Source organism: Pseudomonas sp. GW821-FHT03C07, assembly GCF_059420925.1.
Genome location: NZ_JBWKUQ010000028.1, coordinates 25,153 through 48,345 on the forward strand (window position 1 = coordinate 25,153; position 23,193 = coordinate 48,345).

Annotated in this window: 25 protein-coding genes and 1 other RNA gene; 15 read left to right on the plus strand and 11 right to left on the minus strand. The window is 62.9% G+C overall.

The features are described from left to right. Positions 1-41: 41 nt before the first annotated feature. The 3 genes from ubiH to AC07VG_RS31255 are packed head-to-tail and all read right to left on the minus strand — an operon-like array spanning position 42 to position 3,146. The gene (ubiH, locus tag AC07VG_RS31245; protein ID WP_495000026.1) at positions 42-1,229 is read right to left on the minus strand and encodes a 2-octaprenyl-6-methoxyphenyl hydroxylase; all 1,188 of its coding nucleotides are present in this window, start codon (positions 1,227-1,229) and stop codon (positions 42-44) included. Further along, positions 1,226-2,560, minus strand: coding sequence for a Xaa-Pro aminopeptidase (gene pepP / locus AC07VG_RS31250; RefSeq protein ID WP_495000027.1), 1,335 nt, complete (start codon positions 2,558-2,560; stop codon positions 1,226-1,228). The genes ubiH and pepP overlap by 4 nt, the downstream gene beginning before the upstream one ends. A 31-nt stretch (positions 2,561-2,591) precedes the next feature. Continuing rightward, entirely contained in the window at positions 2,592-3,146 is a 555-nt protein-coding gene (locus AC07VG_RS31255) for a YecA/YgfB family protein (RefSeq protein WP_495000028.1), read from the minus strand. A 145-nt stretch (positions 3,147-3,291) separates the two neighbouring features. Here AC07VG_RS31255 and AC07VG_RS31260 point away from each other — a divergent pair, with 145 nt between their 5' ends. The 4 genes from AC07VG_RS31260 to AC07VG_RS31275 all read left to right on the plus strand — a co-directional run bounded on the left by AC07VG_RS31260 (position 3,292) and on the right by AC07VG_RS31275 (position 4,720). Continuing rightward, positions 3,292-3,501 carry a TIGR02449 family protein gene (locus AC07VG_RS31260; protein ID WP_100942079.1) on the plus strand — a complete coding sequence of 70 codons (210 nt, stop codon included), beginning with the start codon at positions 3,292-3,294 and terminating at the stop codon, positions 3,499-3,501. Beyond that, positions 3,498-3,815 (plus strand): cell division protein ZapA, encoded by a 318-nt coding sequence (locus AC07VG_RS31265; RefSeq protein WP_495000029.1) that lies wholly within the window; start codon positions 3,498-3,500, stop codon positions 3,813-3,815. Before AC07VG_RS31260 ends, AC07VG_RS31265 begins: the two co-directional genes overlap by 4 nt. A gap of 31 nt (positions 3,816-3,846) precedes the next feature. Further along, positions 3,847-4,025: non-coding RNA, 6S RNA (ssrS, locus tag AC07VG_RS31270), on the plus strand. Between the two features lie 86 nt (positions 4,026-4,111). Continuing rightward, positions 4,112-4,720: a 5-formyltetrahydrofolate cyclo-ligase gene (locus tag AC07VG_RS31275; protein ID WP_495000030.1), complete on the plus strand. Its 609-nt coding sequence runs from the start codon at positions 4,112-4,114 to the stop codon at positions 4,718-4,720. 33 nt (positions 4,721-4,753) lie between these two features. Here AC07VG_RS31275 and AC07VG_RS31280 read toward each other — a convergent pair whose 3' ends face one another. Next, positions 4,754-4,912, minus strand: coding sequence for a hypothetical protein (locus tag AC07VG_RS31280; protein WP_495000031.1), 159 nt, complete (start codon positions 4,910-4,912; stop codon positions 4,754-4,756). Between the two features lie 185 nt (positions 4,913-5,097). Between AC07VG_RS31280 and AC07VG_RS31285 the strand changes: the two genes are divergently transcribed. The 4 genes from AC07VG_RS31285 to AC07VG_RS31300 all read left to right on the plus strand — a co-directional run bounded on the left by AC07VG_RS31285 (position 5,098) and on the right by AC07VG_RS31300 (position 10,601). Continuing rightward, positions 5,098-5,547, plus strand: a complete 450-nt coding sequence (locus AC07VG_RS31285; protein ID WP_495022429.1) for an EVE domain-containing protein — start codon at positions 5,098-5,100, stop codon at positions 5,545-5,547. A gap of 250 nt (positions 5,548-5,797) precedes the next feature. After that, positions 5,798-6,763, plus strand: a complete 966-nt coding sequence (locus AC07VG_RS31290) for an HlyD family secretion protein (RefSeq protein WP_495000033.1) — start codon at positions 5,798-5,800, stop codon at positions 6,761-6,763. Then, entirely contained in the window at positions 6,760-9,483 is a 2,724-nt protein-coding gene (gene rbbA, locus AC07VG_RS31295; RefSeq protein ID WP_495022430.1) for a ribosome-associated ATPase/putative transporter RbbA, read from the plus strand. Before AC07VG_RS31290 ends, rbbA begins: the two co-directional genes overlap by 4 nt. Continuing rightward, entirely contained in the window at positions 9,483-10,601 is a 1,119-nt protein-coding gene (locus AC07VG_RS31300; protein ID WP_495000035.1) for an ABC transporter permease, read from the plus strand. The genes rbbA and AC07VG_RS31300 overlap by 1 nt, the downstream gene beginning before the upstream one ends. Before the next feature lie 65 nt (positions 10,602-10,666). Here the strand turns inward: AC07VG_RS31300 and AC07VG_RS31305 are convergent, their stop codons facing one another. Further along, positions 10,667-11,083, minus strand: a complete 417-nt coding sequence (locus AC07VG_RS31305; protein ID WP_495000036.1) for a flagellar basal body-associated protein FliL — start codon at positions 11,081-11,083, stop codon at positions 10,667-10,669. A gap of 156 nt (positions 11,084-11,239) precedes the next feature. On the opposite strand from AC07VG_RS31305, the gene AC07VG_RS31310 reads away from it, so the two are divergent. Beyond that, positions 11,240-12,217 carry an NADPH:quinone oxidoreductase family protein gene (locus AC07VG_RS31310; RefSeq protein ID WP_495000037.1) on the plus strand — a complete coding sequence of 326 codons (978 nt, stop codon included), beginning with the start codon at positions 11,240-11,242 and terminating at the stop codon, positions 12,215-12,217. 118 nt (positions 12,218-12,335) lie between these two features. Beyond that, complete coding sequence (locus tag AC07VG_RS31315; protein WP_495000038.1) at positions 12,336-12,929, plus strand: flagellar basal body-associated protein FliL; 594 nt, start codon at positions 12,336-12,338, stop codon at positions 12,927-12,929. A gap of 124 nt (positions 12,930-13,053) precedes the next feature. On the opposite strand, the gene AC07VG_RS31320 is transcribed toward AC07VG_RS31315, so the two are convergent. After that, positions 13,054-13,701, minus strand: a complete 648-nt coding sequence (locus tag AC07VG_RS31320; RefSeq protein ID WP_495000292.1) for a gamma-glutamylcyclotransferase — start codon at positions 13,699-13,701, stop codon at positions 13,054-13,056. Positions 13,702-14,083: 382 nt separating this feature from the next. On the opposite strand from AC07VG_RS31320, the gene AC07VG_RS31325 reads away from it, so the two are divergent. Then, positions 14,084-14,533, plus strand: coding sequence for a sn-glycerol-3-phosphate transporter (locus AC07VG_RS31325; RefSeq protein ID WP_495000293.1), 450 nt, complete (start codon positions 14,084-14,086; stop codon positions 14,531-14,533). 174 nt (positions 14,534-14,707) lie between these two features. On the opposite strand, the gene AC07VG_RS31330 is transcribed toward AC07VG_RS31325, so the two are convergent. The 5 genes from AC07VG_RS31330 to AC07VG_RS31350 all read right to left on the minus strand — a co-directional run bounded on the left by AC07VG_RS31330 (position 14,708) and on the right by AC07VG_RS31350 (position 20,092). Continuing rightward, positions 14,708-15,676, minus strand: a complete 969-nt coding sequence (locus tag AC07VG_RS31330) for a CDP-6-deoxy-delta-3,4-glucoseen reductase (RefSeq protein WP_495000039.1) — start codon at positions 15,674-15,676, stop codon at positions 14,708-14,710. Beyond that, positions 15,676-17,142, minus strand: a complete 1,467-nt coding sequence (gene ubiD / locus AC07VG_RS31335) for a 4-hydroxy-3-polyprenylbenzoate decarboxylase (RefSeq protein ID WP_495000040.1) — start codon at positions 17,140-17,142, stop codon at positions 15,676-15,678. Before ubiD ends, AC07VG_RS31330 begins: the two co-directional genes overlap by 1 nt. Positions 17,143-17,270: 128 nt before the next feature. Then, complete coding sequence (gene rho / locus AC07VG_RS31340) at positions 17,271-18,530, minus strand: transcription termination factor Rho (RefSeq protein WP_100942095.1); 1,260 nt, start codon at positions 18,528-18,530, stop codon at positions 17,271-17,273. Positions 18,531-18,774: 244 nt separating this feature from the next. Next, on the minus strand, positions 18,775-19,104 hold the full coding sequence (gene trxA / locus AC07VG_RS31345; RefSeq protein ID WP_248795011.1) for a thioredoxin TrxA: 330 nt from the start codon (positions 19,102-19,104) through the stop codon (positions 18,775-18,777). A gap of 286 nt (positions 19,105-19,390) precedes the next feature. Further along, complete coding sequence (locus AC07VG_RS31350; protein ID WP_495000041.1) at positions 19,391-20,092, minus strand: FadR/GntR family transcriptional regulator; 702 nt, start codon at positions 20,090-20,092, stop codon at positions 19,391-19,393. Between the two features lie 252 nt (positions 20,093-20,344). On the opposite strand from AC07VG_RS31350, the gene AC07VG_RS31355 reads away from it, so the two are divergent. From AC07VG_RS31355 to AC07VG_RS31370, 4 genes are read left to right on the plus strand one after another with little or no spacing between them, the layout of a single operon-like run. After that, entirely contained in the window at positions 20,345-21,130 is a 786-nt protein-coding gene (locus AC07VG_RS31355; RefSeq protein WP_495000042.1) for a transporter substrate-binding domain-containing protein, read from the plus strand. A 24-nt stretch (positions 21,131-21,154) separates the two neighbouring features. Beyond that, positions 21,155-21,820, plus strand: a complete 666-nt coding sequence (locus AC07VG_RS31360) for an amino acid ABC transporter permease (protein ID WP_495000043.1) — start codon at positions 21,155-21,157, stop codon at positions 21,818-21,820. Next, positions 21,817-22,467, plus strand: a complete 651-nt coding sequence (locus tag AC07VG_RS31365) for an amino acid ABC transporter permease (protein ID WP_495000294.1) — start codon at positions 21,817-21,819, stop codon at positions 22,465-22,467. The genes AC07VG_RS31360 and AC07VG_RS31365 overlap by 4 nt, the downstream gene beginning before the upstream one ends. Next, positions 22,454-23,191: an amino acid ABC transporter ATP-binding protein gene (locus tag AC07VG_RS31370; RefSeq protein WP_495000044.1), complete on the plus strand. Its 738-nt coding sequence runs from the start codon at positions 22,454-22,456 to the stop codon at positions 23,189-23,191. Before AC07VG_RS31365 ends, AC07VG_RS31370 begins: the two co-directional genes overlap by 14 nt. Positions 23,192-23,193 lie beyond the last annotated feature (2 nt).

The window sequence follows — 23,193 nt, forward strand, 5'->3', positions numbered from 1 at the left end:
GCTTGCCGGCTCCCACAGGGTTTGGGGTGTCGATGCAGGTCCTAGACATCGGAGCGGGTACCCAGGCCCATGGCCTGCCGGGCGAACCAGCGTTTGGCCGGCGGTAGCAGGTCGAGGCCCAGCAGGCCGATATTACGCCCCAGGGCCACCAGCGGCTGGGCGTTGCCGAACAGGCGGGTGACCTGGTCGGAGAAGCCTACCGTGAGCTGTTGGTCGAGGCGCTGACGCGTCTGATAGGCCTGCAAGGTGGCCAGGTCGCCCAGTGGCACCGTGCTTGCCAGCAAGGCCTCGGCCAGGGCCTGGGCATCGCGCAGGGACAGGTTGAAGCCCTGGCCGGCAATCGGATGCAGGCTGTGGGCCGCGTTGCCCAGCACCACCAGGTGCGCCCGCACCTGTTCTTCGGCTTCCACCAGGCTCAACGGGTACAGATGCCGCGCACCGACCTGGCGCAAGGTGCCCAGGCGATAACCGAACACACCCTGCAATTCCGCGAGGAAACTGCGCTCGTCCAGTCCGGCCAGACGCTGGGCATCCATCCCCTGCCGGGTCCAGACCAGCGCGCAGCGATTCTCCGGCAACGGCAGCAGGGCCATCGGCCCTTCGTCGGTAAACCGCTCGAAAGCCATGCCGTTGTGGACTTCACTGGTGGTGATATTGGCGATCAGGGCACTCTGGTGGTAAGGCCGTTTGCGCACCCCGATCCCCAACTGCTCGCGCAACCCGGAGCGACCGCCGTCGGCCAGTATCGCCAGGTCGCAGTCCAGCTGGGTTTCATCGCCCAGGGTCAGCCGATAGCCGTCTTCCAGCGGTTGCAGGTGGGTGACTTCGGCCGGGCAGCGCCAGCTGATCACCTCCTGGTCCAGCGCCTGCCACAGGCATTGCCCCAGCCAGGCGTTCTCCACCACATAGCCGAGGGCCGGCACGCCCTCTTCCATGGCGGACAAGCGCGCCGTGGAGAAACGCCCACGGTCAGACACATGGATCTGCTTGATCGGCTCGGCCCGCTGGCTGATCGACTGCCACACGCCCAGGCGCTGATAGATCTGCCGGGCGCCAAAGGACAATGCCGAAGAACGTGCGTCGTAGCTGGGCTGGTAGCTGTCGCCGGGGGCGAACGGCTCGATCAGGACAATCTTCCAGCCCCGGGCCTTGGCCCCAGCCTGCAAGGCCAGCGCCAGGCTGGCACCGACCAGGCCACCACCGATGATCGCCAGATTGACCCGGCTCATGCCGCTTCGGCCCGGGCAGCGGCCATCAATGCCTCGATCTCGGCGACGGTCTTGGGCGCCCCGCCGGTCAGAATTTCACAGCCTTGCCGGGTCACCACTACATCGTCCTCAATGCGCACACCAATGCCTCGCCATTTCTTCGCCACGTTCGGGTTGTCCGGGGCGATATAGATCCCCGGCTCCACGGTCAGCGCCATGCCGACCTCCAGCACGCGCCATTGATCACCGACCTTGTAGTCGCCGACATCATGCACATCCATCCCCAGCCAATGGCCGGCACGGTGCATGTAGAAGGCCTTGTAGGCTTCGGCGGCGATCAGCTCGTCGACATTGCCCTGCAACAGCCCCAGCGCCACCAGTCCAGCGGTAATCACCTGCACCGTGGCCTCGTGGGCCTGGTTCCAATGCTTGTTCGGCGCGATCTCGGCAAAGGCCGCCTCCTGGGCCGCCAGCACCAGTTCGTAGATCGCCTTCTGCTCCGGCGAAAACCGCCCGCTGACCGGCCAGGTGCGAGTGATATCGCTGGCATAGCAGTCGATCTCGCAACCGGCGTCGATCAGTACCAGGTCGCCGTCCCTGAGCAGCGCGTCATTCTGCTGGTAATGCAGGATGCAGCTGTTGCGCCCGGTCGCGACGATGGAGCCGTAGGCCGGCATCTTCGCCCCGCCCTTGCGGAACTCGTAGTCCAGCTCGGCTTCCAGGCTGAATTCATGCAGGCCGGCGCGGCTGGCCTGCATCGCCCGCACATGGGCCCGGCAGGAAATCGCCGCGGCTTCGCGCATCACCTTCACTTCCGCCGCCGATTTATACAGGCGCATGTCGTGCAGCAGATGATCCAGGGCAACGAATTCGTTCGGCGGTTGCGCGCCGAGGTGGGCCTTGGAACGGATCACGTTGATCCACTCCATCAGGTGCCGGTCGAACTCCGGGTTGCTGCCCATGGCCGAATAGACCCGGTCGCGCCCTTCGATCAGGCCCGGGAGAATGTCGTCGATATCGTTGATCGGAAAGGCATCGTCGGCGCCGAAGTCGCGGATCGCGCCCTCCTGGCCGGCCCGCAGGCCGTCCCAGAGCTCGCGCTCGACATTGCGCTCGCGGCAGAACAGCAGGTATTCGCCATGGAGTCGGCCGGGAATCAGCACGATCACCGCCTGGGGCTCGGGAAAACCGCTCAGGTACTGGAAATCGCTGTCCTGGCGATAGACATGCTCGACATCGCGATTGCGGATCGCCACGGCGGCGGCCGGCAGGATCGCGATGCTGTTGGGTTCCATCTGCGCCATCAGGGCCTTGCGGCGCCGCGCGTATTCCGCTTTCGGGATATGAATCATGAGCAGATGGAGCTCCCTGTCTGAAGGCGTCTTAGTGCAGAGAAGGCTTGGCAGCCGGTTCAGCCGGTTTGTTGACTTCGGTGAACAACAGCAGCGGCGCGACCCGCAGGTATTCCATGACTTCCATGTAATCGCTTTCGCCGTCGTCGGATTCTTCCAGGGCGTCCTGCACCTGGGCGATGGCCGCCAGGTCCTGGAGCACCTCGGTGGCCTCGACGCTCAAGGCGTTGGCGCGGTAGGTCAGGCCGAAGCCGGCGAGGAAACCCTGGCACCACTGGCCCAGGGCGATAGCGCGCTCGGTCAGGGGTGCGTCGTCGCTGGGCAGCAGCAGGACAACGGTCATGTCGTCGCTGGTAAGCTCACCCTTGACCATCTCTTGCAGGCCGATCAGGGCGTTGCGCACGTTGTCTTGCGGTTCGCCTTCGAGCAGTTCGGCGGCGTCCACCAGCCAGCTGTCGGCGGCAAAGCCGGCACCGGCGCAGCTGCGGCCGAGCAACAGACCGTGCAGTTCGGCCGGTGAGACCGGGTGACCGCTGGTGCTCAGCAGGGTGGCAAAGGCGTTATACGGGGAATTCTGAATAGGCATGGGCGGCTAGGCGCCAAGCGGCGCAATGTCTAGAATGAAGGCCTTGTATCCTAGCATTCGCGCACGAGCCAGACCATCGGCCGTCCAAACGTTTGCTCCGCGCGGTGTTTACTACCGTTCATCAGTCATATTCAGTGGATACCCGATGGAAGACACCGACCTGCACGCGCTGATGGCCAGACTCGAACTGCTGATTACCCGGGTCGAGCAACTAAAAAGCCAAAACGGACTCTTACTAGCTCAGGAAAAGACCTGGCGCGAGGAGCGCGCAACCCTCATTGAAAAAAACGAAATCGCCCGGCGTAAGGTCGAATCCATGATTTCGCGCCTCAAAGCCCTGGAGCAAGACTCATGAGTTCAAGCAATAACGTGACCGTGCAGATCCTCGATAAAGAATATTCGATCATCTGCCCACAGGAAGAACGCAGCAACCTGGTCAGTGCCGCTCGCTACCTGGACGGCAAGATGCGCGAGATCCGCAGCAGCGGCAAAGTCGTCGGTGCCGACCGCATCGCCGTGATGGCCGCGCTGAACATTACCCACGACCTGCTGCACCGCCAGGAACGCCCTGATGTACAGGCCAGTGGCTCGACTCGCGAACAGGTGCGGGATTTGCTCGACCGTGTCGATTTGGCGCTGTCCACTGATCCGGACAACAGCAAAGGCTGATTCCTACAGCCAGTTTCGGGTATACTGATGCCACTCCCTGGAGTGCTTGCCAGTTGGTGATGTCCCTGAGCCGATTCGCAAAACCACGGGAGTTGCACGTTGGGGCCGGTGCGCATGTCCGCTAGACGGAAAGCCTTAAGGCCTCCTGCAACTTCCACCTTGAACTCTCGGGTTCAAGGGCTAAGCCGACAGCGGTACGTCGGGGAGCCTGATTTCAATCCACTGCCGGCTATCAGTGCCGGCATTGGTGTTAACGAGTTGCCGTCCTGGTCGCTCGACTGCCCAAGCCAGACACCATGACGACCGAACCTGCGCCGCCTTCCCGCCCGCAACTTCGACGCCTGCTGCGCCAGGCCCGCCGCGCGCTCAGCACCAGCGAACAACGCCAGGCGGCCCGCGGCCTGTATCGGCAAATGGCGCAACACCCGCTGTTTCGCCGCGCCCGCCATATCTCCCTGTACCTGCCCACCGACGGTGAAATCGATCCGCGCCTGCTGCTGCGTGAAGCGCAACGGCGCGGCAAGCAGACTTATCTGCCGGTGCTGAGCGCCTGGCCGCGCACGCGGATGGTGTTCCAGCGCATTCGCCCAGGGGAAAAATTGCAGCCCAATCGCTTTCGGATTCTTGAGCCACGGGTCAAGCTGGCCGCGCAACGCAAGGTCTGGACGCTGGACCTGGTGCTGCTGCCACTGGTGGGTTTCGATGTGGCAGGCGGGCGACTGGGGATGGGCGGCGGTTTCTATGATCGCAGCCTGGCGTATCTGGCCCGCCGGCAAAGCTGGCGCAAGCCGACGCTGCTGGGACTGGCCCATGAATGTCAGAAAGTCGGGAAGTTGAATCAGGCCAGCTGGGATGTGCCGTTACAGGGCACAGTCACCGACCGCGCCTGGTATTTCGCGCCATAACCAATCGGCTCGATCCGGCAAGAGCCGCCGGGATCAGCGCTTGAACAGGGTCGAATGCTGCGGCTGCGGCTGGACGACTTCCACCGGCAGGTCTTTCTTGCCGGACCAAAGGCCCTGGGCATAGCCGGTAGTGACTACGCCCAAACCGAACAAAATCACCAAAATCCATAGTAAATCCGGTTTGCGTTTCATCGATTGCCCCCCTAGGCAAATGGTCCACGATGACAGCAACGGTTTTCGTTATTAGGCCGTGCAGCAGCGTCAAGCTTAAAATCCCGGCATTTTGCGATAACGTGAAGCACTACGCAAACATTGGCGTCAACCGACTGTCGGTTAGTGTGTGAAATTGCCCGACAAATTGCCCAAGGAGCAAAACCATGGCCTATTGGCTGATGAAATCCGAGCCCGACGAGCTGTCCATCGAAGGCTTGGCCAAGCTCGGCGAGGCACGTTGGGATGGCGTGCGCAATTACCAGGCACGCAATTTCCTGCGGGCGATGGCGCCGGGCGATGAGTTTTTCTTCTATCACTCCAGTTTCCCGGAGCCGGGGATTGCCGGGATTGGCCGGATCGTCGCGGTGGCGTATCCGGACCCGACGGCGCTGGACCCCGAAAGCCCGTATCACGACCCCAAGGCCAGTGCCGAGAAGAATCCCTGGAGCGCCTTGCAGGTCGCCCATGTGGAGACCTTTGACAAGGTGCTCGGGCTTGGTTACCTGAAGCAGCAGGCCGAGCTGGCGGAGATGCCGCTGGTGCAGAAAGGTAGCCGATTGTCGGTGATGCCGGTCACACCCGGGCAGTGGGCAGCGCTTCTGGCTTTGCGCTGAATCCAACGGCCTCTTCGCGGGCAAGCTCCGCTCCCACACCACAGTACAGTGTCGATCACGAATTTTGTGCACGACACTGACCTAATGTGGGAGCGGAGCTTGCCCGCGAAGAGGCCAGCACTGACAACACAGTATCCAACCATGCACCCCGCGCCCGATTCAGGTTGGGCTTGCCGCTCATTTGATCAATATCAACGCGTTTCGCCGCGTATTCGCGCAAACTTGGACGCTACTGACGCAGGATGCCGCCATGTCGATGAATCAACGTAGTTCCCGCCTTTTCGCCGGCGCCCTGCTCGTGCTGCTGGCCGCCGCCGGGGGCTTCGGCTACTGGAAATCCCTTCACGACCGCCTGCCCGAAGGCCTCGGCGTGGGTAACGGTCGCCTCGAAGCCACTGAAGTACAGATCGCCAGCAAGACCCCGGGTCGGCTGGCCGAGGTGCTGGTCGACGAAGGCGACAAGGTCACTCAGGGCCAACTGCTCGCCCGCCTCGACACCCGCACCCTCGAAGCCCAGCGCAACCAGGCCGAAGCCGAAGTGCTGCGGGCCCGTGAGAACTTCGCCGCGAACCAGGCCAACGTGCAACTGCGCCAGAGCGAACTGTTGCTGGCCGGCCAGGAGCTCAAGCGCTTTCGCGAACTGTCCCAGCGCGGTTTCGCCAGCGGCCAGGTGATCGACCAGCAACAGGCGCGCTACGACACCAGCAACGCCGCGCTGACCGCCGCCAAGGCCCAGGTCTCGGCCACCAACGCCGCCATCGGCGCGGCCCAGGCCCAGGTCGCCCAGTTGACCAGCGAAATCGACGACAGCAGCCTGCGCGCGCCCCTCGACGGGATTATCCAGCTGCGCCTGGCCGAACCCGGGGAAGTCCTCGGGGCCGGTGGCCGGGTGTTGCTGCTGATCGACCCCAGCGACCAGTACATGAACCTCTACCTGCCTGCTTCCGTGGTCGGCCGCCTGACCCAGGGCGACGAAGCGCGGGTCGTGCTCGACGCCCTGCCCGAACACCCCCTGTCAGCGAAAGTCGCCTTCGTCGCCGCCAAGTCGCAGTTCACCCCCAAGGAAGTGGAAACCCGTGACGAGCGGCAGAAACTGGTGTTCCGGGTCAAATTGCGCCTGACCGAACCCGCCGCCGCGCCCCAGGCCAAGCCCGGCATGCCCGGCGCCGGCTACGTGCGCACGAGCCCCGTGGACTGGCCGGTCAACCTGAAATGAGCGGCCTGGCGCTGCAAGCCAGTGGTATCCAGCATCGCTACGGCGAGCAACAGGCCCTGGTCGACATCGCCTTCAGCCTGCCGGCCGGCACCCGTTGCGGTCTGATCGGCCCGGACGGTGCGGGCAAATCCAGCCTGCTGGGGCTGATTGCCGGGGTCAAGAAGCTCCAGCAAGGCCAGTTGCAGGTGCTCGGCGGCGCCATCGACGAGCGCCGCCACCGCGCCAGCCTGTATCCGCGCATCGCCTTCATGCCCCAGGGCCTGGGTGGCAACCTTTACCCCGACTTGTCGATCAGCGAGAACATCCGTTTCTTCGCCACGCTGTTCGGACTGGGGAAAGCCGAGTGCAACCTGCGCATGCACAACCTGCTGCGCGCCACCGACCTGGAGCACTTCAGCGAGCGGCCAGCCGGCAAACTCTCCGGCGGTATGAAGCAGAAGCTCGGCCTGTGCTGCGCACTGATCCACGACCCCGACCTGCTGATCCTCGACGAGCCCACCACCGGCGTCGACCCGCTGTCCCGGCGGCGCTTCTGGGAACTGGTGGATGAGTTCCGCCGCCAGCGCCCGCAACTGACGCTGCTGGTGGCAACCGCCTATATGGAGGAGGCCGAACAGTTCGAGCATTGCCTGATGCTCGACCGTGGCCGCCTGATCGCCGCGGGCCTGAGCCAGGAACTGGCCGCCAGCACCGCGAGCGGCAAGCTCGATGACGCCTTCACCCATTTCCAGGGCGACAGCGGCCACGACAACCAGCCCCTGGTGATCCCGCCGCGGGACGCCGGCCAGACCGAAATCGCCATTGAAGCCCACGAACTGACCCTGCGCTTCGGCGATTTCACCGCGGTAAACAAGGTCAGCTTCGCCATCGGTCGCGGCGAGATCTTCGGCTTTCTCGGTTCCAACGGCTGCGGCAAGACCACCACCATGAAGGTCCTCACCGGCCTGATGCCGGCCAGCGAAGGCCGCGCCACGCTGCTCGGCAAACCGGTGGACGCCGCGGACCTGGCGACCCGCAAGCGGGTCGGTTTCATGTCCCAGAGTTTCTCGCTGTATGGCGAACTCAGCACGCGACGGAACCTTGAACTGCACGCGCGCTTGTTCGACCTGCCCAAGGCCGACAGCTCGACACGGATCGAGGCACTGATCCAGCGCTTCAACCTCGGCGAGATCGCCGACCAACCGTCCGCGGCCCTCCCCCTGGGCCTGCGTCAGCGCCTGTCACTGGCGGTGGCAGTGCTGCATCGCCCGGAAGTGCTGATCCTCGACGAACCCACTTCCGGGGTCGATCCGGCGGCGCGGGACGATTTCTGGCGCCTGTTGATCGAACTGTCCCGGGAACAGGGGGTGACGATTTTTCTCTCCACCCACTTCATGAACGAAGCCCAGCGCTGCGACCGTATTTCCTTGATGCATGCCGGCCAGGTGCTCGCCTGCGACACCCCGGACGCCCTGCAACGGCAGTTCCACGGCGACACGCTGGAGGCTGCCTTTGTCCGCTGCCTGGAGCAGGCGCAGGGCGGTTCGCCGGAACCGCAGACCACCAGCGATGACACGGTGCCAGCGGCGTCCAGCCTGGCACCGAACAAGACCGGCTTCAGTCCCGCGCGCTTGCTGGCCGTGGCCAGCCGTGAAGGCAAGGAACTGCTGCGTGACAAGGTCCGGCTGGCCTTCGCCCTGCTGGGCTCGCTGTTCATGATGGTGATCTTCGGCTACGGGATTTCCCTGGACGTGGAGAACCTTGCCTTCGCCGTCTATGACCAGGACCAGACGCCACAAAGCCGGGCCTACCTGGAAGCCTTCCGCGGCTCGCGCTACTTCGATGAGAAACCGCCGATCCGCGATGCCGCGCAACTGCACCAGCGCCTGCAACGCTCGGAGATCAAGCTGGCCCTGGAGATCCCTCCGGGCTTCGGCCGCGACCTGTATGCCGGGCGCCAGCCCACGGTGGCCGCCTGGCTGGACGGCGGCATGCCGTTCCGCGCCGAAACCAGCCGCAACTATGTCGAAGCCGTGCACCAGGCCAACCTCGAACAACTGGCGGCGCAAAGCAGCCCGGCCTACGACGCCCGCCCTGCCGCCCGTCTGGAAACGCGCTTTCGCTACAACCAGGACGTGGTCAGCGTAAACGCCATCGGCCCCGGCGTCATGGCGTTGATCCTGGCCTTTATCCCGGCGATGCTCACTGCCCTGGGCATTGTCCGCGAGAAGGAACTCGGTTCGATTACCAACTTCTATGCCACGCCGTTGACTCGCCTGGAATTCCTGCTGGGCAAGCAGGCGCCTTACCTGGCGGTCAGCCTGGTCAACCTGGGCCTGCTGGTGGCGATGAACCGCTGGCTGTTCGGCGTGCCGTTCAAGGGCAGCGGCCTGACCCTGGCCCTGGGCGGCGTGCTCTATGTGCTGGCGACCACCGGCATGGGCCTGCTGATCTCGGCGTTCACCCGCACCCAGATCGCCGCGATCCTTGGCACCATGATCATCACCAGCCTGCCGACCATCCAGTTCTCCGGATTGATCGTACCGCGCTCGTCGTTGGACGGCGGCGCCGCGTTGATGGGCATGCTGTTCCCCGCCGGGCACTTCCTCGACATCGCCGTCGGCACCTTCACCAAGGCCCTGGATCTGCGCCAGCTATGGCCGCAGTGCCTGGCGCTGTTCGGATTCTTCGTCGCCTTTACCGGCCTGAGCCTGATCATGCTCAAGAAGCAGGAGGCCTGATGCACAAGCTCGCCCATATCCTGCGCCTGGGCCTCAAGGAACTGACCAGCCTGCGCCATGACAGCGTCCTGCTGCTATTCCTGTTCTATGCCTTCAGCGTGGCGATCTACATGCCCGCGGCCGGTTCGGTGATCGGCGTGCACAACGCCAGCGTCGCCCTGGTGGACGAGGACCGCGGTGCACTGTCGCGCAAACTGGGCGATGCCCTGCAACCGCCGGAATTCCAGCACCCGGCGGCGCTGGCCTACGACCGCCTGGACGCGGCCCTGGACAACGGCCAGTACACCTTCGTGATCAATGTGCCGGCCAACTTCCAGAGCGACCTGCTGGCCGGACGCTCACCCACCGTGCAGGTCAACGTCGACGCCACCGCCATGAGCCAGGCGTTCATGGGCGCCGGCTATATCGGGCGGATCTTCCAGCGCGAACTCCTCGACTACAGCGGCCAGGCCGAAGCCACGAGCCAGACACCGGTGCTACTGACCAGCCGGGCATTGTTCAACTCCAACCTGGAGGGCGGCTGGTTCCTGGCGGTGATCCAGATCGTCAACAACATCACCATCCTGGCAATCATCCTCACCGGCACCGCGCTGCTGCGCGAGCGCGAGCACGGCACTCTGGACCACCTGCTGGTGCTGCCGCTCACAGCCCTGGAAATCATGCTGGCGAAAATCTGGAGCAACCTGCTGGTGGTGGTGATCTGCACCTGGGTGTCGCTGGAGGTGATCGTCAAGGGCGCGCTGGGTGTGCCGTTGGCCGGCTCGCTGGGGTTGTTCCTGGGCGTGACGGCACTGTATCTGTTCGCCAGCACGGCACTCGGCATCTTCCTTGCGACCCTCGCGCGCTCGACCCCGCAGTTCGGCCTGCTGGCGATCCCGGTGATTATCCCCATGCTCCTGCTGTCCGGCGGCAGCACGCCGCTGGACAGCATGCCGACCTGGCTGCAATGGGTGATGCAGGGCTCGCCGTCGACACACTTCGTCAGCCTGAGCGCGGCCATTCTGTTCCGCGATGCGGGAATCAGCGTGGTCTGGCCGGATGTGCTGGCGCTGGCCGCCATCGGCCTGCTGTTCTTCGCGATAGCGCTGGCGCGCTTCCGTAAGAGCCTGGCGTCCTGAGTTGCCGCTCAGCTAAAGCCGAGCACGGTCTTGTGGCGAGCGGGCCCCGGTATGCCTCTTGAGCGTTATTGAACGATCAGGTTATTGAACAGCAGGTCCTCGATCACTGGTTTGCCGGTTTCATCGTTCATCACCTGCTGAACCTGCTTCAGCGCTTCCTGACGCATTTTTTCCTTGGCCTCGACGTTGCTCATCGACTCCACGGTCTGCTGGGCGAACAGCGCCACCAACTGGTTACGGATCAGCGGTTCATTGGCCTTGACCGCCTTGGCCGCCTCTTCACCGGTGACGCGCAAGGCCACGTCGGCCTTGTAGACCTTGAGTTTCGGACTGCCATCGAGGCCATAGTTACCGACAAACGGCGGCGTCAGGCTGATATAGCTGACTTTCGGCCCCGCCGCTTCCCCTTCCTTGGCTTCTTCCGCCGCCACTGCCGCCAGCGGCAGGGACAAGGCCAACATCAACATGATCAACGCTTTCACAATTCGCTCCTTATCCGGTTTGCGGCCTAGCATAGCGACCCGCACCGCCCTGCCCAAGCAAAAGCTTATGGCGGACTATCAGGGTGGGGCATGCTCGTTGACCCTTTGACTCACACACCTACACTTATCGGCCATCACTCCCAAAGGAATAGCCCGATGAAAGCCGTGCTCTGCAAAGCCTTCGGCCCCGCCGAAACGCTGGTGCTGGAAGAGGTCGCCAGCCCGGTGCCCGCGAAGAACGAGATCCTGCTGCAGGTGCACGCCGCCGGGGTGAATTTCCCGGACACGCTGATCATCGAGGGCAAGTACCAGTTCAAGCCGCCCTTCCCGTTTTCCCCGGGTGGCGAGGCGGCCGGCGTGGTCGCCGCGGTGGGTGAAAAGATCAGCCATCTCAAGGTCGGCGACCGGGTGATGGCCCTGACCGGCTGGGGCAGTTTCGCCGAGGAGGTGAAAGTGCCCGGCTATAACGTGCTGCCGATCCCCGCCGCCATGGATTTCACTACCGCCGCCGCCTTCAGCATGACCTACGGCACCTCGATGCACGCGCTCAAGCAGCGCGCGCAGTTGCAACCGGGGGAAACCCTGCTGGTGCTCGGCGCTTCCGGAGGCGTGGGCCTGGCGGCCGTGGAAATCGGCAAGGCCATGGGCGCCCGGGTGATCGCCGCCGCCAGCAGCGCCGAGAAACTCGCGGTGGCCAAGTCCCTTGGCGCCGACGAACTGATCAACTATGGCCAGGACAATCTCAAGGACGAAATCAAGCGCCTGACCGACGGCAATGGCGCCGACGTGATCTACGACCCGGTCGGTGGCGACCTGTTCGACCAGGCCATCCGCTCCATCGCCTGGAACGGCCGCCTGTTGGTCGTGGGCTTTGCCAGCGGGCGCATCCCGGAGCTGCCGGTGAACCTGGCGCTGCTCAAGGGCGCGGCGGTGGTCGGGGTGTTCTGGGGCTCGTTCGCCCAGCGCCAGCCCCAGGACAACGCCGCCAACTTCCAACAACTGTTCAGTTGGTTCGCCGAGGGTAAATTGAAGCCGTTGGTGTCGCAGACCTATCCACTGGCGCAAACCGCCCAGGCCATCAATGACCTCGGCCAGCGCAAGGCCGTCGGTAAAGTGGTGGTACAGGTGCGTTGAGCAGCCGCGACGCTGACACTGGTTTCACCCGGCAAGACGCCTGAATACCGCTATATTTTGCCCATGGCCCGGGCGCGCTCATCACGAGCGCGCCCCTGCACTCCATCGAGGCACCTCCATGCTCAAACTGCTGCACACCTTGCTCCCCGGCGTATTCGCCTTATCCACGCTGATACTCGCGACACCGGCCATGGCCCACAAGGCAGATGGCTTGCGCGATGTCACGCTGCTGATCGTCCGCCACGCGGAGAAACCCGACCAGGGTCGCGGGCTCAGCCCGGCGGGCGAACATCGGGCCCAGGCCTACGCCAGCTACTTTGACCCTCTGCTACTGGACGCTGGAAAACTGATCCCACAACGCCTGATTGCCACCACTGACAGCAAGGAAAGCGACCGCCCACGCCTGACCCTGACGCCGTTGTCGCAACGCCTGAAGCTGCCCATCGAACAACCCTACGCCGACGACGAGGTCGACCAGTTGGCCAAGTCCCTGGGCAAGGACAACAGCGTACCGGTGGTGCTGATCGCCTGGCACCACGGGCATATCGACAACCTGATCGAAGCCTTCGGCGGCGATGCGAAAAAGCTGACCGGGCAAAAGCGCTGGCCGGAGGATGTGTATGACTGGCTGATCGTGCTGCGCTTTGACCACCAAGGTCAGTTGATCGAGTCCCGCAGCGAGAAAATCCAGGAACCGCCATTTCCCGGCTGACACGGCGAGGGAGCGACGCTACACCTGGTCATGTCCTTTCCGGCTCACCGCAAGCCCCAGCTGACGATGCCAGCCCGGATTCAATCCAAGGACGTAGTCGAAACTCAACAGACCGAGCAACCGCTTAATGCGAGACCGAACGACAGCGCTTGAGCCGCGCTTCCAGGTTGCGATCCGGCATGGCGTGGCTGCGCAAGGCGCTGGCGGTCTGCTCAACGTAGTCGCGGGTGGTGCCATAGCGCCCGCAAGCACTTTCGAGTACCTGGTTCAGCACATGGTCCGACAGGTTACCGGCATAGCTGGGCAGGTGCCGCTCCAGCACGAACCCCAACGCCTGAACCGTCTGCCCCGTGGCCAAGCGGCAATTGAGCCAGTGCGGCCGATAGGACGGCACCGGCATCTCCCGCTGCCACAGGGCATAGAGCGATGCCTCCAGCTGATCGTCCGGAAGCCGATAGGCAAATCCGCTGCAGGAACCGCCGCGATCCAGGCCGAACACCAACCCCGGAAATTCCGGCGTGCCCCGGTGTTCATGGGACCACAGGTACAAGCCCCGATGGTAACCGTGAACCCGCCCGCGTACCCGCTCCACGGCAGAGCACTCGGGGCGCCAGATCAACGAGCCGTAGGCAAATAGCCAGACCGCTCCGCCCTTGTGCCGGGCCATGGTGGCCTGCATGGAGCAGAGCAGTTGCTCGTGGGTCAATTGCGCCCCCAGTTCCAGGCGCGGCGGATAGGCCAAACTCGACAATGCAGGATCGATGGCGGTCATGGCGGATTGCGCGGGATTCCTGATCATTACCAGTTGTAAGTCACTTTACCGTAATAAAACGCACCGCTGTAACCGTACCGCGAAAAAGTGCTGTAGGCCAGGTTGCCGCCGTTATTGGCGTAGGCATTGCTGGTTCGATAGAGGCCGGTGCTCCGATGGATATATAGCTTAATGTTCCGTAACAAATAAATTAAATATCAAAATCACATAACGATAAGCTAAACATCGCGTACGGGAAAAACCCTACATACACTTCAGAGACCACGGTCTGACAATCCGATTGCGACTTACGTATAACGGCCGCCTACTTCAATCGCTACGTTTTCACCAGGGGCCAACAACCATGAACAAATCACTCCTTATCCAGGTGTTGTGCCTGTTTATGCTGGCGCCCAGCGTCCGGGCCCAGTCGCCGGACGATTCGAACGCCAGTGACAAGGGTTTCTGGTACCTGCAAACCAGCGTCTTCACCCGCCATTTCTCACCGGACCCGGACCACAACAATCACCAGGACCTGATCGGCCTGGAACGCAATGAAGCCTCGGGGTTGCTCTATGGGGCGGCGACGTTTCGCAACTCGTTCAGCCAGCGCGCGTATTACGCCTATGTTGGCAAGCGCTTCGAGAGTGCCGATTATCCGGTGTATCTGAAGGTCTCCGGCGGTTTACTGCAGGGCTACAAAGGCCAGTACCGCGACAAGATCCCGTTGAACCACCTGGGCGTTGCGCCGGTGATCATTCCTTCGGTTGGTACGCATTACGGGCCGGTGGCAGCGGAGGTGGTGTTGCTGGGGTTCAATGCGGCGATGATTACCACTGGGGTGCGTTTCTGAGGGATTTGTAGCGATTTTGAGGACGCCTTCGCGGGCAAGCTCCGCTCCCACATTAAGTCCTGAGTCGTACACAAAGCTTGCGTACGAATCCGTCCTTGTGGGAGCGGAGCTTGTCGGGACGCGGCGGTGCCGCGAAGGCGATGGGGCAGGCACAGAAAAATCAAACGCCTGGCGCTAAGGCCTAGGCGCATAGGCAAACACATCGGCACGCATCTGGTGCGCATCCATCCCGGCGTTCACCAGCGCATCCAGCGTTGCATAAATCATCGCCGGCGAGCCGCTGGCATAGACACTCACCCCCGACAGGTCGGCAATATCTTCGCGGACCGCCTCGTGCAGCATGCCGCAACGCCCTTCCCAGCCACACAAATCGCTGACCACCTTGTGCAGGAACAGGTTCGGCAGTTGCTTCCACTCCTCCCAATGCTCCAACGTGTAGAAATCCTCGGGCCGACGCACGCCCCAATACAAGTGCACCGGGTGCTGGAAGCCGGTGGAACGACAATGCTCGATCAGGCTGTTCATCTGCGCCATGCCAGTGCCCGCCGCGATCAGCACCAACGGTCCATCCGGCAATTGGGCCAGATGAGTATCGCCGAACGGCAACTCGACCCGCGCCATGCGATTGCGCTGCAACTGCTCGATCAGGCTCTGGGCGCTGGCTTCGCGCACCAGTACATGCAGCTCCAGGTCACGCCCGGCGTGCGGCGCGGAGGCCAGGGAAAACGCCGATTTCTCGCCGTTGTCGCGCTCGATCATCAGGTACTGGCCAGCGTGATAACGCGGCGGCTTGCCCGCCGGCGCCCGCAGGCGCACACGCCAGACATCGCCGCCGATCTCGGCACATTCGATCAACTGACAGGCCAACTTGCGCACCGGCAGTTCTCCTTGCGCGAGCACGCCATCCCACAGCACCACACAGTCTTCCAGGGGTTCTGCGATACAAGTGTAGAACTCGCCATGATCACGCACGTCGCCAGCCTGCGCGACCCGCCCTTCCACCAGCAACGCGGCGCACACATGGCAGTTGCCATTGCGACAGCTTTGCGGGCAGTCATAACCCAGGCGCCGGGCACCGTCGAGAATCCGCTCGCCGGGCCGTATCTCAAGCACGGCGCCGGACGGCTGCAAGGTCACACGCATCAATCTATTCCTAACTGATTCCAAATGGCATCGACCCGTCGGGTCACGGCCTCATCCTTGACGATCACCCGGCCCCACTCACGTGTGGTCTCGCCGGGCCATTTGTGCGTGGCATCGAGCCCCATCTTCGAGCCCAGGCCGGAGACCGGCGAGGCGAAGTCGAGGTAGTCGATCGGCGTGTTATCGATCATCACCGTATCGCGCTTGGGGTCCATGCGCGTGGTGATGGCCCAGATCACGTCGTTCCAGTCGCGGGCGTTGATATCGTCGTCGGTGACGATAACGAACTTGGTATACATGAACTGTCGCAAAAACGACCAGACACCCAACATGACGCGCTTGGCGTGGCCCGGATACGACTTCTTCATGGTGACGATGGCCATGCGGTACGAGCAACCTTCCGGTGGCAGGTAGAAGTCGGTGATTTCCGGGAATTGCTTCTGCAGGATCGGTACGAACACTTCGTTCAGCGCCACGCCGAGAATCGCCGGCTCATCCGGTGGCCGACCGGTGTAGGTGCTGTGGTAGATCGGTTTGATCCGGTGGGTGATGCGCTCGACGGTAAACACCGGGAAATTATCGACTTCGTTGTAATAGCCAGTGTGGTCGCCATACGGGCCTTCCGGCGCCATCTCGCCCGGATGGATCACGCCCTCGAGGACGATTTCCGCCGAGGCCGGTACTTGCAGGTCATTGCCGCGGCACTTGATCAGCTCGGTGCGGTTGCCCCGCAGGAGACCGGCAAAGGCGTATTCGGAAAGGCTGTCCGGCACCGGGGTCACCGCGCCGAGAATGGTCGCCGGATCCGCACCCAGGGCCACGGACACCGGGAACGGCTGGCCTGGATGCTTTTCGCACCACTCGCGGTAATCCAGCGCGCCGCCACGGTGGCTGAGCCAACGCATGATCACCTTGTTGCGAGCGATCACCTGCTGGCGATAGATGCCGAGGTTCTGGCGGTCCTTGTTCGGCCCCTTGGTCACCGTCAGGCCCCAGGTGATCAGCGGCGCGACATCGCCCGGCCAGCAATGCTGGACCGGCAACTTGCCGAGGTCGACGTCATCGCCCTCGATGATGATTTCCTGGCAGGGCGCGTCCTTGACCACTTTCGGCGCCATGGCAATGATCTTGCGGAAGATCGGCAGCTTGGACCAGGCATCCTTGAGCCCCTTGGGCGGCTCCGGTTCCTTGAGGAAGGCCAGCAGCTTGCCGATTTCCCGCAGTTCGCTGACCGCTTCGGCGCCCATGCCCAGGGCCACGCGCTCGGGCGTGCCGAACAGGTTGCCGAGTACCGGGATATCAAAACCGGTGGGATTTTCGAACAGCAACGCCGGCCCCTTGGCCCGCAGGGTGCGGTCGCAGACCTCGGTCATCTCCAGGATAGGCGACACTGGAACCTGGATGCGCTTGAGTTCGCCGCGCTGTTCCAGGCCGCTGATAAAGTCGCGCAAGTCGCGATACTGCATGCGTGAGCCTCGTAGATCCGTGGCGTTCGGGGTGGGCAGTTTACCCGGTTCGCCCCGATACCGCGCAATCGAACAATGCCCAGACAGCAAAAAGCCGGGTTTCCCCGGCTTTTGCGGCCCTGCTCGACTTACTTGCGTTTCATCGAGAGGAAGAACTCATCGTTGGTCTTGGTCTGTTTCAGCTTGTCGATCAAGAACTCGATGGCCGCGACTTCATCCATCGGATGCAGCAGCTTGCGCAGGATCCACATGCGCTGCAACTCGTCGTCGGCGGTCAGCAACTCTTCGCGGCGGGTGCCGGAACGGTTGATGTTGATCGCCGGGAAGACGCGCTTTTCAGCGATCTTGCGGTCCAGCGGCAGTTCCATGTTACCGGTACCCTTGAACTCTTCGTAGATCACTTCGTCCATCTTCGAGCCGGTTTCAACCAGCGCGGTGGCGATGATGGTCAGCGAACCGCCTTCCTCGATGTTACGCGCGGCACCGAAGAAACGTTTTGGCTTCTCCAGGGCGTGGGCATCGACACCACCGGTCAGGACCTTGCCGGAGCTCGGGATCACGGTGTTGTAGGCACGCGCCAGACGGGTGATGGAGTCGAGCAGGATCACCACGTCCTTCTTGTGCTCGACCAGGCGCTTGGCCTTCTCGATGACCATTTCGGCCACTTGCACGTGACGGGTTGGCGGCTCGTCGAACGTCGAGGCAACCACTTCGCCGCGCACGGTGCGCTGCATTTCGGTCACTTCTTCCGGACGCTCATCGATCAGCAGGACGATCAGGTGCACTTCCGGGTTGTTGCGGGTGATGTTCGCCGCAATGTTCTGCAACATGATCGTCTTGCCGGCTTTCGGCGGTGCCACGATCAGGCCGCGCTGGCCTTTGCCGATCGGTGCGCAAAGATCGATCACACGACCGGTCAAGTCTTCGGTGGAACCGTTACCGGCTTCCATCTTCATGCGCACGGTCGGGAACAGCGGGGTCAGGTTCTCAAAGAGAATCTTGTTCTTCGCGTTTTCCGGACGATCGAAGTTGATCGTGTCGACCTTGAGCAGAGCGAAATAACGCTCACCTTCCTTCGGCGGACGGATCTTGCCGACGATGGTGTCACCGGTGCGCAAGTTGAAGCGGCGGATCTGGCTCGGCGAGACGTAGATATCGTCCGGGCCGGCCAGGTAGGAGGCATCCGAAGAGCGGAGAAAGCCGAAGCCGTCCTGGAGGATCTCCAGCACGCCATCACCGGAGATTTCCTCGCCGCTTTTCGCGTGCTTTTTCAGCAGGGAGAAAATCACATCCTGCTTGCGCGAACGGGCCATATTTTCTATGCCCATCTGTTCGGCCAATTCGAGCAGTTCGGTAATCGGCTTTTGCTTGAGTTCAGTCAGATTCATATAGGAATGACGTAATCATTTATGGAGGGGGGAGAAATTAAGCTTTTGGCTTAATGAGGCCGCGCCGCAGAGAAGGCGACAGGATCGCGTACTTGTTCGAAAAGGAGAGCGTCGGCGACGGCTTGCAGGGGGCAGTGGAGAAACCAGTGCGGGGCCGAATGTAACACCTGCAATTGTGAACGTCTAGCCCCTAACAACGAAAAAAGCCCCGCTATTTGCGGGGCCTTTTTTGACGATGCCGACCTTACAGGTGAGCGTCGAGGAAAGCGGTCAGTTGCGACTTGGACAGTGCGCCGACCTTGGTCGCTTCGACGTTGCCGTTCTTGAACAGCATCAGCGTTGGGATACCGCGCACGCCATGCTTGGCCGGGGTTTCCTGGTTTTCGTCGATGTTCAGCTTGGCGACGACCAGTTTACCTTGGTAGGTCGTGGCAATCTCGTCCAGGACCGGGGCGATCATCTTGCAGGGGCCGCACCATTCAGCCCAGTAGTCGACCAGCACAGCGCCTTCGGCCTTGATTACATCGGCCTCGAAGCTAGCGTCGCTAACGTGTTTGATCAGATCGCTGCTCATGGAAGTCTCCAGGTTGTAAGCAAAAAACGTCGCTCATCATAGCTGGCCTTCCTACGTACAGGAAGCCGCAGTTAATTGAGTCTAACTATGACAAACGATCAATTTGGGTATAGCCCAATACGCGCGCGCTGCACAAAGACGCCCTCACAAGCACCGCCCCCCTTGTAGAAGCGAGCTTGCTCGCGATGGACATCAACGATAACGCGTAAAGCCTGGGACCCTGCGGTGCCTGGGCCGCCATCGCGAGCAATCGAGCGTCGACCGGCTGCTCCTACAGGGACCGTGATCAGCCGGGCGTGACGAAGACAATACCGGTGCGCAGGGCCGCGTTGCGCACATGCTCCTGCATCGCCTTCTGAGCCGCTCCCGAGGCGCGCCGCGCCAGGGCACGGAGGATCTTGCGGTGCTCCTGCCAGGTTTCCATGGCTCGCTCCGCCCGGATGAACGGCAGCTTCTGGCTTTCCAGGAACAGCTCGGCGCTGGCACTGAGGATACCGACCATGGCCTGGTTGCCGCTGGCCAGCAGGATGCGCCGGTGAAAATCGAAATCCAGCCGCGCGGCCGCCTCGAAATCCCCCGCCTTGAGCTCCAGCCGCAAGGCCTCGACGTTGTCCTGCAGGACATCCAGCTCATCGGCGCTCAAGGTCACCGCCGCCAGGCCCGCGGCAAACCCCTCCAGGGCATAACGCAACTGGAAGATATCCTCCGCTGAAGCCTGGGCCGCGAACGGCCAGGCCAGGCCACTGGCCAGCGGCGCCAACTCCACCGGCGCCTGCACGAAGACGCCCTTGCCCGGCTGCACACTGATCACCCCCAGGGCACTCAGGGACGACAGCGCCTCGCGCAACGACGCCCGGCTGACCCCCAGCCGGAGTGCCAGGTCGCGCTGCGAGGGCAGCACGTCGCCCGGGCCGAAGCCCTCGTCGGCGATCAGTTTGCGGATGGCTTGCAGCGCCACTTCCGGGACGGCGCGGGAGATCGAATTCATTGTCTTTTTCAGCTGTTGGTCCGGGAAAGCGCTAGTTGTAAAGCTATTGGCCGGATCCGGCAAGTCACGCCCAGCGCTGGTTCAGCGCCGCGAACGAATGCTCGATAAGAGTGCGAAAGCTCTGCAACTGTTCAGACCAGTAAGACCATGAAAAGCCCCGCCGTACCAGCAAGTGCAGGGTTTCGGACAAGTGTGGCATGGGCTGTGCACTGCCCCGCACAGAGATCGCCCTTCTGGATTCGGAGAGTTGCCATGACCCAACGCCGCAGCGCCCTGCTCACTGCCTTGCTGGCCAGCCTGATGCTGAGTCAGGCCCCCGCCCACGCCAATGGCCTGGATGACATCGTCGCCCGTGGCACCCTCAAGGTCGCCGTGCCCCAGGACTTCCCGCCGTTCGGCTCGGTGGGTCCGGACATGAAACCCCGCGGCCTGGATATCGACACCGCGAAGCTGCTCGCCGAGCAGCTCAAGGTCAAGCTGGAACTGACCCCGGTCAACAGCACCAACCGCATTCCGTTCCTTACCACCGGCAAGGTCGACCTGGTGATCTCCAGCCTCGGCAAGAATCCCGAGCGCGAGAAGGTCATCGACTTCTCCCGTGCCTATGCGCCCTTCTACCTCGCGGTCTTCGGCCCGCCGGAAGCCCCGATCAACGGCCTGGCCGATCTCAAGGGCAAGACCATCAGCGTCACCCGTGGCGCCATCGAGGACATCGAGCTGACCGCCGTGGCCCCCGAGGGCGTGACCATCAAGCGCTTCGAGGACAACAACACCACCATTGCGGCCTATCTGGCCAAGCAGGTCGACCTGATCGCCAGCGGCAACGTGGTGATGGTGGCCATCGCCGAGCGCAACCCGAAACGCATCCCGGCACTGAAGGTCAAGCTCAAGGACTCGCCGGTCTACGTCGGCGTGAACAAGAACGAACCGGCGCTGCTGGAAAAAGTGAACCAGATCCTCGCCACCGCCAAGGCCGACGGCAGCCTGGAAAAAAACGCCCAGCTGTGGCTCAAGCAACCACTTCCGGCCGATCTCTGATCGCGCTCGCCTGAGGTTCGCTCCATGGCTTATCAGTTCGACTTCCTGCCGGTGCTGCACAACGCCGACCTGCTGTTGCGCGGCGCCCTGTTCACCCTGGAACTGACCGCCATCGGCACTTTGCTCGGGGTCAGCCTGGGCATTGTCGGGGCCGTGGTCAGGGCTTGGCAGATCCGCCCCTTCGCGGCGATCTTCGGCGTCTACGTCGAATTGATCCGCAATACGCCGTTCCTGGTGCAGTTGTTTTTCATTTTCTTCGGCCTGCCCTCCCTCGGCCTGCAGATTTCCGAGTGGCAGGCGGCGGTGCTGGCGATGGTGATCAACCTCGGCGCCTATTCCACGGAGATCATCCGCGCCGGGATCCAGGCGATCCCCCGTGGGCAACTGGAAGCGGCGGCGGCGCTGGCCATGAGCCGCTTCGAAGCCTTCCGCCACGTGGTCCTGCTGCCGGCGCTGGGCAAGGTCTGGCCGGCCCTGAGCAGCCAGATCATCATCGTCATGCTCGGCTCGGCGGTCTGCTCGCAGATCGCCACCGAGGAGCTGAGCTTCGCCGCCAACTTCATCCAGTCACGCAACTTCCGCGCCTTCGAAACCTACACCCTGACCACCCTGATCTACCTGGTCATGGCGTTGCTGATCCGGCAGTTGCTGAACTGGCTGGGGCGCCGCTACATCGTGAGGAACCGCTGATGGATTTCACCTTGTGGGACATCCTCAACAACCTGCTGGCGGGCCTGCAATGGACCGTCGCCCTGTCGCTGACGGCCTTTGTCGGTGGCGGCCTGATCGGCCTGCTGGTGATGGTGCTGCGCATCAGCGAAAACGGCTTTGCTCGCGGTTTCGCCCACGCCTACATCGAGCTGTTCCAGGGCACGCCGCTGCTGATGCAACTGTTCATGGTGTTTTTCGGCGTGGCCTTGCTCGGGGTGGATATCTCGCCCTGGCTGGCGGCGGCCATTGCCCTGACGCTGTTCACCAGCGCCTACCTGGCGGAGATCTGGCGCGGCTGCGTCGAGTCGATTCCGGGCGGCCAGTGGGAAGCCTCGGCGAGCCTGGCGCTCACCCCGTATGAACAACTGCGCCATGTGATCCTGCCACAGGCACTGCGTATCGCCGTGGCGCCGACCGTGGGCTTTTCGGTGCAGGTGATCAAGGGCACCGCTGTGACCTCGATCATCGGTTTCACCGAACTGACCAAGACCGGCGGCATGCTCGCCAACGCCACGTTCGAACCCTTCATGATCTACGGCCTGGTAGCTCTCGGTTATTTCCTGCTGTGCTACCCCCTGTCCCTCAGTGCGCGCTACCTGGAAAGGAGACTGCATGCCGCTTCTTAGAGTTTCTGCCCTGCATAAGTATTACGGCGATCACCACGTGCTCAAAGGCATCGACCTCAGCGTCGAGGAAGGCCAGGTGGTGGCGATCATCGGTCGCAGCGGCTCGGGCAAGAGCACCCTGCTGCGCACCCTCAATGGCCTGGAGTCGATCAACGACGGGGTGATCGAGGTCGACGGCCACTACCTGGACGCCGCCCGCGCCGATTTGCGCACCCTGCGGCAAACGGTCGGCATGGTATTCCAGCAGTTCAACCTGTTCCCGCACCTGAGCGTCGGCGAAAACGTTATGCTCGCGCCCCAGGTGGTGCAGAAAATGCCCAGGGCCAAGGCCGCCGAGCTGGCGCGGCAGATGCTCGAACGGGTCGGCCTGGGGGAAAAATTCGACGCTTTCCCGGAACGTCTCTCCGGCGGCCAGCAGCAGCGCGTGGCCATTGCCCGGGCCCTGGCGATGTCGCCCAAGGTGCTGCTGTGCGACGAGATCACTTCGGCGCTGGACCCGGAGCTGGTCAATGAAGTGCTCAGTGTGGTCCGTCAGTTGGCGAAGGAAGGCATGACCCTGATCATGGTCACCCACGAAATGCGCTTCGCCCGGGAAGTCGGCGACAAGCTGGTGTTCATGCACCAGGGCAAGGTGCATGAGATGGGCGATCCCAGGGATCTGTTCGCCCACCCGCAGACACCGGAACTGGCGAACTTTATCGGCAGTGTGGAACCGCCGGCCTGAGC